We start from the raw sequence: 18,450 nt of genomic DNA on the forward strand, positions 1-18,450 counted from the left end.
CCAACGAGGAGCGGCACTTGACGAGCGGCGCCACTCCACGGCTGCGCACCGCGCCCGTGCTCGCGATCCTGGTGTGCCACGACGGCGAGCAGTGGCTGGGCACCGCGCTGTCGGCGCTGCGCCGTCAGCGCACCCGGCCGCGGCACGTGGTGGCGGTCGACACGGGGTCGGTCGACCGCACCGCGAAGATCCTGGCGCAGGCCGCCGAAGGTACCGATCGGGTGATCGACGGAATCGTCACCCTCGGCCGCGGCACCGGCTTCGCGGAGGCCGTGCACGCCGCCGTCGAGCACGCGGTGGCGCGCTGGGGCGACCCCGGATCGTGGTTGTGGCTGCTGCACGACGACTGCGCGCCCGAACCCGACTGCCTGTTCTCGTTGGTGACCGCGGCCGAGGTGTCGCCGTCGGCGGCGGTGCTGGGTCCGCTGTCGGTCGACTGGGTCGACCCGCGCCGGGTGGTCGAGGCCGGGGTGTCGACCGACGCGTCCGGGCACCGGCAGACCGGCATCGGTGACGCGGAGACCGTCGGCGGGTTCGAGCAGAGCACCGAGGCGCTGGCCGTGTCCTCGGCCGGGTCGCTGGTGCGGCGCGCGGTGTGGGACGAGGTCGGCGGGTACGACCGGCGGCTGCCGCTGCTGCGCGAGGACGTGGACTTCGGCTGGCGGGTGAACAACGCCGGGCACCTGGTGCTGTGCGTGCCGGTGGCGCGGATCCGGCACGCGTGCGCGGTGTCGCGGGGTGCGCGCCGGCTCGACGCGGTGGCGGCGCGGCCCGGTCCCTCGTTGCGCGGTGTCGACCGGGCGCACGGGTTGCGGACCTTCCTGGTCAACTGCGGCACGGTGTCGTTCGTGCTCGGGGTGCCCCGGGTGGTGGCGCTGTGCCTGCTGCGGGCGTCGGGATTCCTGGTCGGGCGGCGGTTCGCGGACGCGCACGCCGAGATCGGGGCGGCGCGGTACCTGGTCGGCGGGCGCGGCGGGTTGCTCGCGGCCCGGCGGGCCCGGCCGCGGCGCGGGGTGGTGCGCGGGTTGTTCACCTCGCGGATCACCCGGTTGCGCAACGGGGTGCACGGCGTCGTGGGGTACCTCGTGCGGCGACGGGTCGAGGCGGACGCCGTGTTGGGGCGGTTGCCGGAGGACGGGCGCGGGGTGTGGTCGCTTCCGTCCGAAGAGGACGGTCCGCGACCGGTCGGGCCGGCGGCGCTGCCGGCCGGGGTGCTCACGCGGCGGCGGCCGGTGCGGGCCACCGGGGGGTTGCGGCGGCCCTCCCGGGTGGTGCGGGTGGAGGCGGTGCTGCCGGGGACGTTGCGGCCCTCGCCCCGGCCTCGGCCCTCGCCGGTTCGGCGTGGGGCGGCTGTGCCGGGAGCGTCGGGCGCGTCGGCGGGTGCCGTGTTCGTGGAGGTCGATCGGGCCCGGGTGTTGCGGTCGTTGGTGTTGGGCCCGCCGCTGGTGCTGGTGCTCGGGTTGGCGGTGTTCGGGATCCTGGCCAACTCCGGGCGGATCGGGCTCGGGTTGAGCGGTGGGCGGTTGTTGCCCGTCGGGGACCTGGCGTCGACGTGGGGTGCGTACCTGTCGGCGTGGCAGCCGGTGGCGGGTGGGACGACCTCGCCTGCGCCGGCCGCGTTGGCGGTGCTGGGGACGCTGGGCGTGCTCGTCGGCGGGCCGCAGGTCGTGGTGGCGCTGTTGTTGTTGTGCGAGTTGCCGTTGGCCGGGTTGGCGGCGTACCTGGGCTCGCGGTCGTTGCCCGTGCGGCGGCCGGTGCGGGCGGTCGTGGCGGCGGCGTACGCGCTGTTGCCGGTGGCGTCGTTCTCGGTGGGCGACGGGCGGCTGGACGTCGTGGTGGTGCACCTGCTCGCGCCGCTGGTGTTCGCCGGGGTGGCGGCGGTGTTGCGCGGCGGGGCCGGGCCGGCCTGGTTGCCGGTGGCGTCGGGTACCGCGCTCGCGGTGGCGGCGGTCGGGGCGTTCTCGCCGTTGACGCACGTGCTGGTGGTGCTGGGTGCGTTGGTCGGGTTCGTCGTGGTGCCCGGGAGGGGCGGGGACGGGCGGCGGCGTGGGGCCGGGTTGTTCATGGTCGTGCTGCTGCCGTTGGCGTTGTTGCTGCCCTGGCCCGCCGTGGTGCTCCAGCATCCCTCCGTGGTGCTGCACGGGGTCGGGGCCGCTGTCGCCTCGCCCGCGTTCGGGTGGGGGGAGTTGGTCGGCCTCGGGCCCGGGTGGGTGGGGGTTCTGGTCGTGGTGTTCGCCGCCGGGGCGGCCGTGGTGCGGCCCTCCCGGGGGATGTTGCCCGGGTTCGTGCTGGTGGTGGTGGCCGGGCTCGCGGTGATCGTGTTGCGGACGGTGCCGGCTACGCCGTTGACCGGTGGGGTGGCGTTCACCGGGTTTGTCGGTGCTCCGCTGGTGGTGGCCGGGTGGGGGCTGTTGTGGGTGGTGTTGGTGGCGTGGCGGCGGGAGGTGGGGGTGCCTCCCGTGCCGTGGCGGCGTGGGGTGGCCGTGGCCGGGGTCGTCGGGGTGTTGGGGTTGGCGGGGTACGCGTTCGTGGGGTTGAAGGCCGGGGTGGTGGGGGTTTCCGGGGGGCGGTTGCCTTCTACGGTGGCTGAGGAGGTGGCTCGGACCGGGCGGGGGGTGCTGGTTGTCGGGGCTCCCACTCGGCAGGTCGGGGGGCGGTTGCCCGGGTTCGGGGATGACGATCTTGTTCCCACGTTGACGTCCAATGCCCGGTTGGAGAGGTGGGGGCGGGATTTGACCTCCTCGTCGGCTTCGGCTGCTTCTGGGGCGTTGGCTTCTGCGGCGGCGGCCGGGGTGGGGTTTGTGGTGTTGCCCACTCGGGAGGACGGGCTGCGGTTGCGCGGGTTGGTGGGTGGGTTGGTGGGGGAGGCGCCTTCGACGTCCGATGGGCGGCCGGTGTTGCGGGTGCAGTTGGCCGGGGGGAACGCGGTGTTGTTGTCGCCCGAGTTGGCTCGGCAGGCTCGGACCGGTGGGGAGCCGCCGGCTGTGTTGGGGACGCCGGGGATTGCTCCCGTGGAGGCTGGGGTGGGGGCGGTGGCTGTTCGGGTTTCGGAGGGGCCTGAGGGGCGGTTGTTGGTGGTGGGGGCGGAGGAGGAGCCCGGGTGGGAGGCCACTGTCGATGGGCGGGCGGTGGCTGTGGTTCGGGCTTGGGGGCACCTGGTGGGGGTTGCGTTGCCGGTGGGGGCTTCTGAGGTTCGGGTGCAGCCAGGGGGTGGGGTTCGGGAGTTGTTGTTGCTGGTGCAGGCGGCTGCGGCGCTGTTCACCGGGTTGACTGCGGTTCCCACTTGGCGTCGGTGAGCGTGTGGGTGCGTCTGTTCGGGTGTTGGCCTGCGTTTAGGGCGTCCTCGCCGGACGGGCAGCGCCTCCGGGGAGGTAGGGCGTCGTGTTCTCCCCGTATGGCCTGCCGGAGGCAACCACATGCGTCAAGGGGGCAGTCGCGTCTTTGGCTGACGGTCGTGCGTGTAAGAGCCCCCTTGACACATGCGGTTGGGCTGCGCCCAGGCCATACGGGGAGAACACGCAGCCCCTGGCTTGGTCGGCGCGACCGTGGCGCTTGGGTGTGGGGCTAGTCGCCGTCTACTACGTCCGGGTCGAGGCCCAGGTAGTTCGCCACCTGCTCTACCAGGACGTCGTGTACCAGGTCGGCCAGGTCTGCGCCGTCTTTTGCCCTGGCTTCCAGGGGGCGGCGGTACAGGACGATTCTTGCCCTGCGGTCTTCGCCTGCGGGGAGTAGGCGGGCCAGGGGGACGTTTCCGTCTTCCACCACGTCGCCGTCGTCCGTCGACTGGACGTCGGGGACGTCGTCCACCGCCACGTCCAGTTGGGTCAGTTCGGTGCGCCAGCGGGCCTCTATGGGCTCCAGGGCTTCCAGGACCAAGGCGTCGAAGCGTTCCGCCCTCGAGCGGGCCGCGGGGAGGGAGGCCGGGTACAGGGGACCCCGCAGGCCTCGGCCGTGTCGGTCGCGGCTGCGTCGTCCTGGCGCGCCCTGTCGTCGCGAACCCCTGGCCATCACCACGGGGCAAGCCTAGTCGGAGGGTGGGCGGTGGTTGTGGGAGTGCTCCATCCGGGCGCTTCGACCTGCGGTGATGACGTTCGCGGACGCCGCGCCGGAGGTAATCCAACACAGGTACCGCGCGACGCGATATCGTCCCCGCCGTGCGGAGCGTGAGACGGTGCTCGCGATCCGGGTGCGCTAACCCGGCAGTCGCCACGCTCACGTACGCCTATGCGGACTCCACGGCGGTCGTCGGGCCGCTCGCCACGTACTCCGAACCGCACAGCTACGACCTGTGCGAGGAGCACGCGTTGCGGCTCACGGCGCCGCGCGGCTGGGAGGTCGTCCGGCACCAGGGGGAGTTCCTGGCGCCCGAACCCACCGTCGACGACCTCACGGCGCTGGCCGAGGCGGTCCGGGAGGCCGGGCGCGCGGACCGGCCCGTCGAGCCGCCCGAGATGCCCGCCGGCACCATCAGGCGTGGCCACCTGCGCGTTCTGCCCGATCCGCACGAAGACTGAACGACCGAACACGACGCCGACACCCGCGCCGGTAGGCTTCTGAACGCAGTGTCAAGAGCCGAAATCTCGGGAGTGTGGCCGTGCGCGATCTGTCCGGCATCGTCAAGGCTTACGACATCCGCGGTGTCGTCGGGGAACAGCTCGACGCCGAGGTGGTCCGCGAGTTCGGCGCCGCCTTCGCGCGGCTGGTGGGCGGTGAGGCCGTCGTCATCGGGCACGACATGCGCGATTCGTCACCCGGCCTGGCCGCCGCGTTCGCCGCCGGCGTCACGGCGCAGGGCGTCGACGTGATCAACATCGGCCTGGCCAGCACCGACATGCTCTACTTCGCGTCCGGCAAGCTCGACCTGCCCGGCGCGATGTTCACCGCCAGCCACAACCCGGCGAAGTACAACGGCATCAAGCTGTGCCGCGCGGGCGCCGCGCCGGTCGGGCAGGACACCGGTCTCGGGCAGATCCGCGCCGACGTCGAGCAGGGCGTGCCGGACGCCGAGGGTGTGGCGAAGGGCACCGTCACCGAGCGGGACCTGCTCGTCGACTACGCCGCCTACCTGCGGGAACTGGTCGACCTCAAGAACATCCGGCCGCTGCGGATCGTGGTCGACGCGGGCAACGGCATGGGCGGTCACACGGTGCCCAGCGTGTTCGACGGGTTGCCCATCGAGGTGATCCCGATGTACTTCGAGCTGGACGGCAGCTTCCCCAACCACGAGGCCAACCCGCTCGACCCGAAGAACATCGTGGACCTCCAGGAGCGGGTGCGCGCCGAGGGCGTGGACGCCGGTGTCGCGTTCGACGGCGACGCCGACCGCTGCTTCGTGGTGGACGAGCGCGGTGAGCCGGTGTCGCCGAGCGCCATCACGGCCCTGGTTGCGGTGCGCGAGCTGGCCAAGGACCCGGGCAGCACGATCATCCACAACCTGATCACCTCGCACGCCGTGCCGGAGATCGTCCGCGAGCACGGCGGCGTGCCGGTGCGCACCCGCGTCGGCCACTCGTTCATCAAGGAGGAGATGGCCCGCACCGGCGCCATCTTCGGCGGCGAGCACTCCGCGCACTACTACTTCCGGGACTTCTGGCGCGCCGACACGGGCATGCTGGCCGCACTGCACGTGCTGGCCGCGCTCGGGGGTCAGGACGGCCCGCTCAGCGCCCTGACCAGCGACTACGCCCGGTACGCCGCGTCCGGCGAGGTCAACTCGACGGTGGCCGACCAGGCCGGTCGGCTGGCCGCGATCAAGGCCGAGTTCGGCGGGCGCGAGGGCGTCGAGCTGGACGAGCTGGACGGGCTCACGGTCGCCCTGCCGGACGGCTCGTGGTTCAACCTGCGCGCGTCCAACACCGAGCCGCTGCTGCGGCTGAACGTCGAAGCCGCCGACGCGGCCTCCGTCGCGGAACTCCGCGACGAGGTCCTGGCGATCGTGAGGGGGTAGCGCCGTGGTCGTCCGACTCGATGCCCGTCTGCTGGAGGTCCTGGCCTGCCCGTGCCCCGAGCACGCACCGCTGGTCGTCGGCAGGCCCGACGACCCGCAGGCCGACTTCCTCACCTGCACGTCGTGCGGCCGGTCGTTCCCGGTGAAGGACGGGATCCCGGTGCTGCTGCTCGACGAGGCCGTGTGACCTCGTGCTGGACGACAGCCTGCTCGACGACCAGTCGCGCCTGACCGACGCCGACGCCGGCGGCCTGCTCCGGGCCGCCGCGCGGGCGGGCGCCCAGGTCAGGGCCACCGCCGAGGCAGCGGCGGAACTCGGGGTCGACCGCGTGTTCCGGGACCGGCCGCGCGCGCTCGTGCTGCTCACCAGACCGGGCGTCGCGCCCGCGGTGGCGGGGTTGGTGACCGCGCTGCTCGGGCCGCGCTGCCCGGTGCCGGTGGTCGTGGTGGACGACGTGCCGGGGTGGGTGGGCGCGCTGGACGTGGTGCTCGCGCACACCGAGGACCCCGGCGACATCCTGTTGGCCGAGGCCGTCGACCGGGCGGCCCGGCGGGGCGCGCGGGTGCTGCTCACCGCCGAGCCGGACGGTCCGGTGGCCGCCTCGGCCGCGCGGCACGCGCTCCTGGTGCCGCCGCGGGTGCCGGTGCCCCAGGGCTTCGGCTTCGTCCGCGCGTTCGCCGCGTGGGTCGTGGCGCTCAACGCGCTCGGCCTGCTGGAGGCCGACATCGGGCGGGTCGCGGACGAGTTGGACCGCGAGGCCGAGCGGGCGCACCCGGCGCACGAGTCGTTCGTCAACCCGGCGAAGTCGCTCGCGCTGCGGGTCGCCGACCGGACCCCGCTGCTGTGGGGCCTGGACGACGTCGCCACCGCGGTGGCCGCGCACGGCGCCGCGTCGCTGGCCCGCTACTCGGGCGTGGTGGCCGACGTGGCCGGGTACCCGCAGGCGCAGACGCGGTCGGTGCTGCACCGGCGGGCCGTGCAGTCGACGTCGGGCGCGGACATCTTCGCCGACCCGGAGGACGAGCAGGGCGGTCTGGTCCGGGTTTTCCTGCTGGCCGTGCGCCAGGGAGGGCAGGCGGAGTTCACCCGCCGGTCGGCCGTGGAATCCTTGCCGGGAGCCGACGTGCTCGAACCGGCGGAGGAAGTGGGCGGCGGCGACGTCGTGTGCAGCGCACTGCTCGCCCTGAGGTTCGAGCTCGCCGCGCTGTACCTGGGCCTCGCCGCGGGAACGCTGGGCGGGCCGGGCCTGTACGCGCCGGCCGTCTAGCTAGGGAGTGGGACGTCACAGTGGAGTTGCTGGACAACGCGGTCCGACCGTACGCGTGGGGGTCGCGCACCGCCATCGCGGAACTGCTCGGTCGGGAGGTGCCCACGCCGCACCCCGAGGCCGAGCTGTGGTTGGGCGCGCACCCCGGCGACCCGTCGCACGTCGTCGGGCCGGACGGCGCGCGCCGCTCGCTGCTGACGCTGCTGGCCGACGACCCGCGCGGGCAGCTCGGCGAGGTGTGCGCGGAGCAGTGGGGCGGCCGGCTGCCGTTCCTGCTCAAGTTCCTCGCCGCCGACGAGCCGCTGAGCCTCCAGGCGCACCCGTCGCCGGAGCAGGCGGCCGCCGGGTTCGCGGCCGAGGAGGCGGCGGGCGTGCCCATCGACTCGCCGGTGCGCAACTACAAGGACCCGTCGGCCAAGCCCGAGCTGATCTGCGCGCTGACCGAGTTCCACGCGCTGGCCGGGTTCCGCGACCCGCACCGCACGGTCACCCTGCTGCGCTCGCTGGAGGCGCCGGACTTCGCGCCGTACGCCGAGCTGCTGGCGGGCCAGCCGGACGCGAGCGGTCTGCGCGCGCTGTTCACCACGTTGATCACGCTGCCGCAGACGGCGCTGGACGTGCTGCTGCCGCAGGTGCTCGACGCGTGCGTGCTGCACGTCAAGGAGCACGGCGAGTTCGACCTGGAGTGCCGCACGGTGCTCGAGCTGGGCGAGGACTACCCCGGTGACGCGGGCGTGCTGGCCGCGCTGCTGCTCAACCGGCTCGTGCTGCGGCCCGGCGAGGCGGTCTACCTGCCCGCCGGCAACCTGCACGCCTACCTGCGCGGCACCGGCGTGGAGATCCTGGCGAACTCGGACAACGTGCTGCGCTGCGGTCTCACGCCCAAGCACGTCGACGTGCCCGAGCTGATGCGGGTGCTGGACTTCCACTGCGCCGACATGCCCGTGCTGACCGGCGAGAACACCGCGCCCGGGCTGTGGACCTACCGCACGCCGAGCGCCGAGTTCGAGCTGTCCCGGGTCGAGCTGGCGGCCGGCGGCGAGGCCGTGCTCGACCACTCCGGGCCGCAGATCCTGCTGTGCACCGACGGACGGGCGGTGCTGTCGACCACGCGCGGCGACCGGCTGGTGGTCGCTCGCGGGCAGTCCGTGTGGCTGTCCGCGAGCGAGCCTGCTGTGCTGGTGCACGCCGACGTCGAGACCCGGCTTTTCCGGGCCACGGCGGGCACCGACTAGGGTCGGCGCGTTCGGGGCACCCGGTCGGTTGGTTAGGGTGTGCCGCGACAACTCAGGCAAATCGGACTTGGGCGTGAGGGAGCTACCGTGTCAGCAGGGGGCGGAACCAAGGCGATCATCGCCGCGCTGTTGGCCAACGCGGGCATCGCCCTGGCGAAGTTCGTCGGCTTCCTGGTCACCGGGTCGTCGTCGATGCTCGCCGAGGCGGTGCACTCGGTGGCGGACACGTCCAACCAGGGCCTGCTGCTGCTGGGGCAGAAGACGTCCCGGCGCAAGGCGACCTTCAACCACCCGTTCGGGTTCGGTCGGGACCGGTACTTCTACTCGTTCGTGGTGGCGCTGCTGCTGTTCAGCCTCGGCTCGGTGTTCGCCCTGTACGAGGGCATCCACAAGCTGGAGTCGCACGAGGCGTTGTCGTCGCCGATCGTCGCGGTGATCATCCTGGTGATCGCGGTGGGCCTGGAGTCCTACAGCTTCAAGACCGCCATCGCCGAGTCGCGCGAGATCAAGGGCGACGCGACGTGGTGGCAGTTCATCCGCCAGTCCAAGGTGCCCGAGCTGCCGGTGGTGCTGCTGGAGGACGCGGGCGCGCTCGTCGGCCTGGTGCTGGCGCTGTTCGGCGTGGGGCTGGCGACGATCACCGGCGACCCGGTGTACGACGCGATCGGCACGATCTGCATCGGCGTGCTGCTGGGCGTGATCGCGGTGATCCTCATCGTGGAGATGAAGTCGCTGCTGATCGGCGAGGGCGCGTCGCCCGAGGAGCTGGACGTGATCGTGGACGAGCTGGCCGCGGGCAAGGTGCAGCGGGTGATCCACATCCGCACCCAGTACATCGGGCCGGATGAGCTGCTGGTGGCGGCCAAGATCGCGATGAACCCCGGTCTGCCCGCCTCCGAGGTGGCGCAGGCCATCGACGACGCCGAGCAGCGCGTCCGGAACAAGGTGCCGGCGGCCCGGTTGATCTACCTCGAGCCCGACCTCGACCGGTCGCTCGCGAAGAAGTCGTAGAAGTCCCGGAGCAGGCGGTCCGCCGCCTCCGGCCGGCCGGTGTCCGCGAGGAGACCGGCCGGCGCGAGCACGTAGTCCCGGTCGACGCGCAGGTCGGCGGACCTGAGCACCGGCCGCAGCACGGGGTCGGCGCGCAGCGCCTCCTCGGCCGCCGCGGTGGTGGGCGCGTGGCGGAACACGCCGCCGGAGAGCACCAGCAGACCCGCGCCCTTCGGGCCCAGCCGGCCGTCGACCAGGCGCAGGTGCCGGCGGGCGGCCAGGATCGCGGCGAGCGTGGCCAGCCGCAGGTCGACCGAGGGGTCGTCCGGCAGCAGCGTCACGTCCGCGGCGAAGGCCCGCGCGTGCTCGCCGAGGGTCGCGGCCTCCGCCTTGTCGATCAGCTTCTCGGTCAGCGCCTCGGCCACCACGCCCGGCGCGGACCAGCGCAGGCCGAGGTCGCCCTCGACGGTGCGGCGGTCGGCGGGCAGCGCCACGGTCCGCTCGACCTCGTCGGCGGTCGACACGGCCGAGTAGACGTCGGTGGTCGCGCCGCCCACGTCGACCACCAGCACCGCGCCCTCCCGGTCCCGCGCCGCCAGCCGGGACACCCCGCGCAGCACCGCGTCCGGCGTCACGGCGCGCACCAGGCGGCGGAACCGGGGGCCGCGCGAGAGGCCCTTGCCGCCGATCACGTGGTCGAGGAACACCTCCCGGATCGCCGCGCGGGCCGGCGCCGGCGCGAGTTCGCCCACGTCCGGCAGCACGTTGGCGGTCGCCACGACGGTGCGCCCGGCCAGTAGTCCGAGCGCCTCCGCCCTGGCCTCGGCGTTGCCCGCCAGCACGATCGGGCAAGCCACCCGGGCCACCTTCGCCGCGTTGTGCAGCAGCACCGACCGGTCGCCGCCGTCCGTGCCGCCGACCAGCAGCACCAGGTCCGGCCTCGCGGCGCGCAAGGCGCGGACACCCGCGCCGTCCAGCGGGCCGGCCGACACGTGCACCACCTTCGCGCCCGCCGACAGCGCCACCCGGTACCCGGCCTCGGCGCTGACCAGGCGTTCCTGCCCCACCACGGCCAGCCGCAACCCGCCGCCGGCCGACGAGCAGACCAGCACCTCGTCGGCCTCCAGCACCGCCGCGACGTGGTCGACGCCGTGCAGCACCTCGGGCGGCGTGGTCGGGTGCTGCGCGGTGCCGAGCAGGGCGCCGTCGTCCGACACCAGCGCGCCCTTGGTCCACGTCGAGCCCACGTCGAGGCAGAGCACCGTCATGACGGGCAAACTACCGGGATTGAGCACCCCGACCGGGTGGGTAGTCCGCAGACCTCGAACAAGGAGGACTCCAGTGCCGGGGAACGGACTGTGGCGAACGAAGTCGGTCGAGCGGTCGATCGCGGACACCGACGAGCCGGACACCAGGCTCCGCAAGGACCTCACCGCGTGGGACCTCACCGTGTTCGGCGTCGCGGTGGTGATCGGCGCGGGCATCTTCACCCTCACCGCGAGCACGGCGGGCAACCTCGCCGGACCGTCGGTGTCGCTGGCGTTCGTGCTGGCCGCCGTCGCCTGCGCGCTGGCCGCGCTGTGCTACGCCGAGTTCGCCTCGACGGTGCCGGTGGCGGGCAGCGCCTACACGTTCTCCTACGCGACGTTCGGCGAGTTCGCCGCGTGGATCATCGGCTGGGACCTGGTCCTCGAGTTCGCGGTCGGCGCGGCCGCGGTCGCCAAGGGCTGGTCGCAGTACCTCCAGAACGTGCTGGAACAGCTGGGACTGCCGTTGAAGACCACGGTGGCGGTGGGTCCGGTCGACCTCGACTGGGGCTCGCTGCTGCTGGTGTTCGGGCTGACCGTGCTGCTGGTCGTCGGCACGAAGCTGTCCTCCCGGGTCAGCGCGGTGATCACGGCGGTCAAGGTCGCCGTGGTGCTGCTGGTGATCGTGCTCGGCATCGGGTACGTCAAGGCGGAGAACTACAGCCCGTACATCCCGCCCGCGCACACCGGCGGCAGCACCGGCACCGGCCTGGAGCAGTCGTTGTTCTCGCTGGTCACCGGGTTCTCCGGGAGCACCTACGGCGTGCTCGGGCTGCTCGCCGCGGCGTCGCTGGTGTTCTTCGCGTTCATCGGGTTCGACGTCGTCGCGACCACCGCGGAGGAGACGAAGAACCCGCAGAAGGCCGTGCCGCGCGGCATCCTCGGCTCGCTGGTGATCGTGACCGTGCTGTACGTCGCGGTGTCGCTGGTGATCACCGGCATGGTGCCCTACGACCGGCTCAAGACCCAGCCCGACGGCAGCCGCGCCACGCTCGCCACCGCGTTCGCCGACAACGGCCTGGACTGGGCGGCCGCGGTGATCTCCTTCGGCGCGCTCGCCGGGTTGACCACGGTGGTGATGGTGCTGATGCTCGGCCAGTCCCGGGTGCTGTTCGCGATGTCCCGCGACGGCCTGCTGCCGCGCAAGCTCGCGCGCACCGGCAGGAAGGGCACGCCGTACCGGATCACCCTCGGCATCGGCGTGCTGGTCGCGATCGCGGCCGGTTTCTTCCCGGCGGGCAAGCTGGAGGAGATGGTCAACGTCGGCACGCTGTTCGCGTTCGTGCTCGTCTCGGCCGGCGTGCTGGTGCTGCGCAAGACCCGGCCGGACCTGGAGCGCGGGTTCCGAGTGCCGCTCGTGCCGCTGATCCCGATCCTGGCGATCCTGGCGTGCCTGTGGCTGATGCTGAACCTGACCGCGCTGACCTGGGTGCGGTTCCTGGTGTGGATGGCGGTCGGCGTGGTCGTCTACTTCGGCTACAGCAGGCGGCACTCCGCGTTGAACGAGTAGGTCGGACGGGGGGAGGCCCGGCGGCCGGGCCTCCCCTCACGCCTCCGCGAACGCGCGCAACGCGTCCAGGTCCGGCACCAGCACGTCCCGGCGCAGGTGGCTGACCACCACGCCGGCCTTGCGCAGGTCGGAGAACGCCTTCTCGGCGGTGCGCGGCTTCATGCCCGCGATCGACGCCAGCTCGACCTTGGTCAGCGGGATGCCCAGCGTCCAGCCCACGGCCTCCTCGCGGCCGTAGATGCGGACCAGCTCGGCCAGCACCCGCGCCACCCGCTGCGACGCCGGGTGCGAGAGCAGGTCGCGCCGGCGCTGGTTCGCCCAGCGCAGCCGGTCGTTGGTGAGCGTGATCAACTCCACGAACACGTCGTTGCGGCGGTAGAGGAAGCTCATCAGCTCGGTGCTGCTGATCAGCTTCGCGGTCACCTCGCCGCAGGTCACCACGGTCGCCGAGCGCGGTTTCCGGTCCAGGGCGGCCATTTCGCCGACCAGGTCGCCCGCCGAGCGGATCGCGAGCAGCGCCGTGTCGCCGGCCTCGTCGATCGTCTGCACCTTCACCACGCCGTCGAGCAGCAGCAGCGCGTGGGTGTCCTTCGCGTCCTGCTCTATCACCTCGCGGTCGGCGGCGTACCGCACGACCGTGCCGATGTTGAGCAGCTCGCGGCGGGTCGTCTCGCGCAGCCGGCCGAGCAGGCTCGTCACCGGCCAGTCCGACGTGTGCGTCCGGCCGGGCAGGTGGATCGTGCGCACGGTGTCGGCGACCCGGCCGTACCGGTCGCCGCGCGGCGTCGTGGCGGCCATGGCCATCCTCCCGGTGACCGGCGCCACCTCGGTCAGCGCGGCGACCGCCCAGTCCGACACCACGCGGACCTGGCGGGACCGGATCGGCGGGTTGACCCGGGCCGCGATGACCTCGGCGGTCACCCGGGGCGTGCGTGCGCGCAGGTCCTTCGCGTCGATCGTGCCGAACGACGACCGGCCGATGAGGCTTTCCAGTTCGTCAGACATCTTCCGTCCCGTTCCCGGTCGACCTGTTCACCGTGCGGCGCAGCCGTTCCAGGGCGCCCTTGATCGCGCCGTGGCTGGTGCCGAGCGCCTCGGCGATCTCGCCGACCGTGTACCCCGCGCCCTGCAACCGGACCGCCAGCACCGCGCGCTCGTCCTCGATGCCCGCGAGGGCGTTGCGGATCTGGAGGCGCGTGACGACCACGTCGCCCGGGTCGCGCGCGGTGGACGGCAGGTCGGCGAGCACCTCGGCGCGCGCGGACCGGTTCGCCGCGTCGAGCCGGTGCAGGAACTCCTTGCGCCACTTGCGGTAGATGTTCGGGAACGCGTAGACGCAGCCGGTGGCGAAGTACGTGGTCAGGCTCGCGCCCGCCCTCGGGTCCCAGCCGCCCTCGAGCAGCGCCTTGCGCCGGAACACCTCCATCGCCTTGACGACCGTGTCCGCGGCGAGGCTCTCCAGGTCGTCCCGGTCCCAGTACGGCGGCGGGTCGCCGGGAGGGCAGCCCTTCTCGGTGCACAGCGCGAAGATGGCCTCGGACTTGAGCCAGGCCATCACCAGGGCGAACCCGTACTCCGCGAGCGCGTCCTTGAATCGGTCCCAGACGGGCCCGGCGCAGTCTTCCGCGATCAGGGCGTCGCGCAGCTCGGCGTCCGCCTGGCGGTGACCTACCGTGTCATCCAACTCGACTCCTCGACGGACCTGCCGTACCGGTTACATGAAGTTGTATGTGCGGGCGGCCGGAGGTCGGCACGCGTCCGGACGGACGAATCCCACCCCGCTCCGGGGGAGGTTTCCGACCGTGCGGCGGTAAGGCGCCGCGCTCGACCACGAGCCACCGCCGTTCCGCTGCCCGCCACCCCGGATCCTGCTCGACGCGCCCCCGCCGGACCAAACCCGGTCGCCCGGGAGGTGCCGGGTGTCGCCGGTACCGGGACCCGCCTGCTCCGGTCGCGGACCCGGCGGGGTCGGTCCGGGAGACCTCAGCCCGGCTCGGGACGCGCCGGGTTGGTGGTGGGCTCGGGCGTCGGTTCGGTGGCGGGCGGTTCGCCGGACCTCGGCGCGGGCGGCGCGTCGGCGTTCGGCGCGGTCTTGGGCACCGTGCGCGGACGGGCCGAGGACGCGGGCAGCGGTGGCATCAGGGTGCCCGGCACCCGGGCCGGCGGCACCAGCACGACGCCGGGGTCGTGCAGGCCCGCGGCCATCGCGACCGCGCGGTCCCACTCGGGGTCGGAGGTGTAGTCGCGGTGCCCGTTCACGCCCGGCGACCAGCGGCGCCCGGTGAACGGGCCGCGCTGCGGGTCCGGCAGCCAGTGGTCGCCGCCCAGCACCAGCGCGCCGGTCGGACCGCGTTGCGCCGGCGGCAGCGCGCCGGTGGTGCCGTCGGCCCGGAAGCCGACGCCCAGCAGCATGCCGCCGTACACCTGCCGGTCCCACGTGGTCACCGCGCCGCCCAACGGGTCCGTGCCCCGGCACAGCGCGCGCCACCGCCCGTGCAACCCGCCCGCCAACCGGGCCAGCGACGCGTGCGGCACCACGGCCGGGAACGCGCGCGGGTAGGCCCACTGCAACTGCGAGCCCGCCGTGACCAGACCCAGCCGGGCCGCCTGCGACTCGGGCAGTTCCTCCAGCAGCCGGGCCGCCGCCACCGCCGCCAGCAGACTGCCCTGGCTGTGCCCGGCCAGCACCACCCTGGTGTCCGGCTCGGCGAGGTGCTCGCGCACCCGGTTCACCAGTTCCGGCACCACCTTCAGCGCGTAGCACGGCGGCACCACCGGGTGCGCCTCGCGCGGCCAGAACGCGGCCAGGTCGGCCAGGATCCCCAGTTGCCGCGCGGCGTCCGGCCGGCGGGCCGCGAGCCACACCGCGCGCAGCAACGCCAGCGCCAGCAACGCGAGCACCAGCACGCCCACCGTCGCGAACGGGCGCACCCAGCCGGACAGGTCGACACCGCGCAGCCGCAGCCAGGCTGCCGGCACCGCGCCGCCCACCAGCACGAACGCGCCCACGATCACCACGTGGTGGCTGTGCCGCTGCTCCCAGCGCGCCCACCACCAGGCCCGCGCGGCCTTGGTCAGGTCCCGGGCCCGACCCGAGTGCAGCAGCGCGGCCTCGCGCGCCCACTCCTTGTCCCGGCGCAGCGAACTCCACCGCACCATGCCGGTCGCGGCCACCATCGCGGTCGCCACCAGCAGTCCCAGCACACCCGCCACGCCCCACAGCAGGGTGATGTAGTCGTACCCGCGCGGCAGCACGCCGTGGCCCAGCACCCGGCGCAGCGCCAGCGCCACCCCCGCGCCGAACCCGCCGCCGAGCAGCGCCGCGACCGCCAGCACCGGCGCGGCCATCCACCCGCCCGCCCACGGCCGCAGGTCGCGCGGCAGCCCGGACCACGTCCGCCTGGCCAGCAGCGCGGCCGGCGCGAGCAGCACCCCGATCGCCGCGCACACCAGCGCGACGGAGCCCGCCACCACCTGCACCGCGAGGTCCGCGCCCGGCAACCGGACCGGCAACCGGGTCAGCACCACGCCGGTGGCGCCGAACACCAGCCACGCCACCGCGTTCAGCACCCGGCGCGGCCGGACGCCCAGCGCGGCGCGCAGCCAGCGGCCGCCCCGGTGCGGCGCGCCGCCGGTCGGGTCGTCGATCACCGCGGTCGCGAGCGCGGGCAACGCCACCAGCACGACGCCGAGGCCCCAGCACACCCGCGCCGCGAGGCCGTCCGACGACGGGCCGAGCGGTCCGCCGAGCGCGATCACCACCGCCGCGCCCAACCCGGCCACCAGGTGCAGCGTGCGCAGCGCCGGGGTGTCCGGGTCGGTGGCCACGTGCGCGCCGGGCAGTCCGGACGGCGAGCCCGGCGCGGCGGCCGGCACCCCGCGCCCGATCCTCCAGTCCACACTGGACACTTGGCGCAGCACCAGCACCGCCAACGCGATCGGCGCCAGACCGACCGCCGTGCGCACCCACGGCGTGCCGCTGAGCCAGGTCGGACCCCACAGGCAGGTCGAGCCGGGCGCGAGGCATTGCGCCGCAAGGAGATCCAGGCTCACCACGGCCAGCTGCGCGATCAGCAGCACGGTCAGCAGCAGCGCCGCCAACCGGAGCAGCCCGCGCAGCGCCAACCCCAGCAGGTGCGCCGCCGTCGACCCGACCGGCACCGGCGGCAGCATCCAGTGCGCCACGTTCGCCAGCGAGAACGGGAACAGCAGCGCCCACGTCGCCTTGGCCCAGCCGCCCGAGGTCATCCGGCCCCAGACGTACCCCTCGACCACCCGCGACACCGGCCGGCCGGGGGTGTGCAGCACCGGTCCCGGCGCGGGTCTGCGCAACCGGTCGGCAGGGCGCACGACGCGGCCCAACCCGTCGCCCGCCACGTCCACCGCCGCGACGGCGTCGACCAGCGACTGCGGCGTGGTGCCCTGCACGCCGTGCACTCGCAGTTCCACCACCCGGGTGTCGGGTCCGGGAATCAGCACGGGAGCCTCCCTGCCGGAAACAGCACGTCCGACCGCCATCGTGGCCCATCCGGGGTTGGCCACACGCGACCCGGGTGGACCGGCGTGGCGAGCGGTAGGGTCGGTCACAACCCGAGATGGAGGATCCCGCGATGACCGCCGAAAGGCTCCAGACCCGCAACGGCATCGACTTCGCCGTCGCAGACCTCTCCCTTGCCGAGTTCGGTCGCAAGGAGATCAGGTTGGCGGAGCACGAGATGCCCGGCCTCATGGCACTGCGGCGCGAGTACTCGGAGGTCTACCCGCTCAAGGGTGCCCGGGTCTCGGGCTCGCTGCACATGACCGTGCAGACCGCCGTGCTGATCGAGACGCTCGTGTCGCTCGGCGCCGAGGTGCGCTGGGCTTCGTGCAACATCTTCTCCACCCAGGACCACGCGGCGGCGGCCGTCGTGGTCGGCCCGCACGGCACCGTCGAGGAGCCCAAGGGTGTGCCGGTGTTCGCCTGGAAGGGCGAGACGCTGGACGAGTACTGGTGGACCGCCGAGTCCATGCTGACCTGGCCGGACGGCCGGGGCCCGAACATGATCCTGGACGACGGCGGCGACGCGACCCTGTTGGTGCACAAGGGCGTCCAGTACGAGAAGGCCGGCGTGGTGCCCGCGACCTCGGACGACGACTCCGAGGAGTACGCGATCGTCCTGGAGACGCTGCGCCGCTCGCTCGCGGCCGACTCGGCCAAGTGGACCAAGATCGCCGAGGGCATCCGCGGCGTCACCGAGGAGACCACGACCGGCGTCATGCGGCTGTACCAGCTGGCCGCGCAGGGCGAGCTGCTGTTCCCGGCGATCAACGTCAACGACGCGGTCACCAAGTCGAAGTTCGACAACCGGTACGGCATCCGGCACTCGCTGATCGACGGCATCAACCGCGGCACCGACGTGCTGATGGGCGGCAAGGTCGCGGTCATCTGCGGCTACGGCGACGTCGGCAAGGGCGCGGCGGAGTCGCTGCGCGGCCAGGGCGCGCGGATCGTCGTCACCGAGATCGACCCGATCTGCGCGTTGCAGGCGGCGATGGACGGCTACGACGTGCAGGTCCTGGAAGACGTGATCGGCCGCGCGGACATCATCATCACCACGACGGGCAACAAGGACGTCGTGCGCGTCGAGCACATGGCCGCCATGAAGCACCAGGCGATCCTGGGCAACATCGGCCACTTCGACAACGAGATCGACATGGCCGGGTTGCAGCGGTTCCCGGGCATCCACCGGATCAACATCAAGCCGCAGGTCGACGAGTGGGTGTTCCCGGACGGCCACTCGATCCTGGTGCTGTCCGAGGGTCGCCTGCTGAACCTGGGCAACGCGACCGGGCACCCGAGCTTCGTGATGTCCAACTCGTTCTCCAACCAGGTGATCGCGCAGGTCGAGCTGTTCACCAAGTTCGAGGAGTACGACAAGGAGGTGTACCGGCTGCCCAAGAAGCTGGACGAGAAGGTCGCGCGCATCCACCTGGAGGCGTTGGGCGGCAAGCTCACCAAGCTCTCGAAGGACCAGGCCGAGTACATCGACGTGGACGTCGAGGGCCCGTACAAGGCCGACCACTACCGGTACTGAGCTGTTTTGACCTGCCTCCGGCAGGTCGGCGAAGCCGCCGGCAGGTCGGCAGTTCGCGACCGATCCCAGCCCGATCGAAAGGCGTGATCGACCTGGGATGGGTCGCGACCTACCGACGG

General features: G+C 73.2%; 14 protein-coding genes. 9 read left to right on the forward strand and 5 right to left on the reverse strand.

Features of this window, described 5'->3' with window-relative positions:
* The first annotated feature begins 17 nt into the window (after positions 1–17).
* Complete coding sequence (locus AB0G50_RS26675) at positions 18–3,296, forward strand: glycosyltransferase family 2 protein (RefSeq protein ID WP_360113400.1); 3,279 nt, start codon at positions 18–20, stop codon at positions 3,294–3,296.
* Between the two features lie 268 nt (positions 3,297–3,564).
* Here the strand turns inward: AB0G50_RS26675 and AB0G50_RS26680 are convergent, their stop codons facing one another.
* Positions 3,565–4,008, reverse strand: coding sequence for a metallopeptidase family protein (locus tag AB0G50_RS26680; RefSeq protein ID WP_360113450.1), 444 nt, complete (start codon positions 4,006–4,008; stop codon positions 3,565–3,567).
* A gap of 146 nt (positions 4,009–4,154) precedes the next feature.
* Between AB0G50_RS26680 and AB0G50_RS26685 the strand changes: the two genes are divergently transcribed.
* The 6 genes from AB0G50_RS26685 to AB0G50_RS26710 all read left to right on the forward strand — a co-directional run bounded on the left by AB0G50_RS26685 (position 4,155) and on the right by AB0G50_RS26710 (position 9,461).
* Positions 4,155–4,514 carry a DUF3499 domain-containing protein gene (locus tag AB0G50_RS26685; protein WP_360113402.1) on the forward strand — a complete coding sequence of 120 codons (360 nt, stop codon included), beginning with the start codon at positions 4,155–4,157 and terminating at the stop codon, positions 4,512–4,514.
* 80 nt (positions 4,515–4,594) lie between these two features.
* A complete protein-coding gene (locus tag AB0G50_RS26690) occupies positions 4,595–5,947 on the forward strand; it encodes a phosphomannomutase/phosphoglucomutase (RefSeq protein WP_360113404.1) in 1,353 nt (450 codons plus the stop codon).
* A 4-nt stretch (positions 5,948–5,951) separates the two neighbouring features.
* A complete protein-coding gene (locus AB0G50_RS26695; protein WP_360113406.1) occupies positions 5,952–6,134 on the forward strand; it encodes a Trm112 family protein in 183 nt (60 codons plus the stop codon).
* A gap of 4 nt (positions 6,135–6,138) precedes the next feature.
* Positions 6,139–7,215 carry an SIS domain-containing protein gene (locus tag AB0G50_RS26700; protein WP_360113408.1) on the forward strand — a complete coding sequence of 359 codons (1,077 nt, stop codon included), beginning with the start codon at positions 6,139–6,141 and terminating at the stop codon, positions 7,213–7,215.
* Between the two features lie 20 nt (positions 7,216–7,235).
* The gene (gene manA / locus AB0G50_RS26705; protein WP_360113410.1) at positions 7,236–8,450 is read left to right on the forward strand and encodes a mannose-6-phosphate isomerase, class I; all 1,215 of its coding nucleotides are present in this window, start codon (positions 7,236–7,238) and stop codon (positions 8,448–8,450) included.
* An 87-nt stretch (positions 8,451–8,537) separates the two neighbouring features.
* Positions 8,538–9,461 (forward strand): cation diffusion facilitator family transporter, encoded by a 924-nt coding sequence (locus AB0G50_RS26710; RefSeq protein WP_360113412.1) that lies wholly within the window; start codon positions 8,538–8,540, stop codon positions 9,459–9,461.
* Here the strand turns inward: AB0G50_RS26710 and AB0G50_RS26715 are convergent.
* The gene (locus AB0G50_RS26715; protein ID WP_360113414.1) at positions 9,416–10,708 is read right to left on the reverse strand and encodes a glutamate mutase L; all 1,293 of its coding nucleotides are present in this window, start codon (positions 10,706–10,708) and stop codon (positions 9,416–9,418) included. The two genes, AB0G50_RS26710 and AB0G50_RS26715, sit on opposite strands and share 46 nt — an antisense overlap.
* Before the next feature lie 73 nt (positions 10,709–10,781).
* On the opposite strand from AB0G50_RS26715, the gene AB0G50_RS26720 reads away from it, so the two are divergent.
* Entirely contained in the window at positions 10,782–12,257 is a 1,476-nt protein-coding gene (locus AB0G50_RS26720) for an amino acid permease (protein WP_360113416.1), read from the forward strand.
* A gap of 36 nt (positions 12,258–12,293) precedes the next feature.
* On the opposite strand, the gene AB0G50_RS26725 is transcribed toward AB0G50_RS26720, so the two are convergent.
* From AB0G50_RS26725 to AB0G50_RS26735, 3 genes are all read right to left on the reverse strand, one after another.
* Complete coding sequence (locus AB0G50_RS26725) at positions 12,294–13,262, reverse strand: Crp/Fnr family transcriptional regulator (protein ID WP_360113418.1); 969 nt, start codon at positions 13,260–13,262, stop codon at positions 12,294–12,296.
* Entirely contained in the window at positions 13,255–13,941 is a 687-nt protein-coding gene (locus AB0G50_RS26730) for a hypothetical protein (protein ID WP_360113420.1), read from the reverse strand. Before AB0G50_RS26730 ends, AB0G50_RS26725 begins: the two co-directional genes overlap by 8 nt.
* 299 nt (positions 13,942–14,240) lie before the next feature.
* A complete protein-coding gene (locus AB0G50_RS26735; RefSeq protein WP_360113422.1) occupies positions 14,241–16,736 on the reverse strand; it encodes a hypothetical protein in 2,496 nt (831 codons plus the stop codon).
* A gap of 131 nt (positions 16,737–16,867) precedes the next feature.
* On the opposite strand from AB0G50_RS26735, the gene ahcY reads away from it, so the two are divergent.
* Positions 16,868–18,331, forward strand: coding sequence for an adenosylhomocysteinase (gene ahcY / locus AB0G50_RS26740; protein WP_360113424.1), 1,464 nt, complete (start codon positions 16,868–16,870; stop codon positions 18,329–18,331).
* The last annotated feature ends 119 nt before the right edge of the window (positions 18,332–18,450 follow it).

Source organism: Actinosynnema sp. NPDC020468 (genome assembly GCF_040642015.1).
Classification (GTDB): Bacteria; Actinomycetota; Actinomycetes; order Mycobacteriales; family Pseudonocardiaceae; genus Actinosynnema.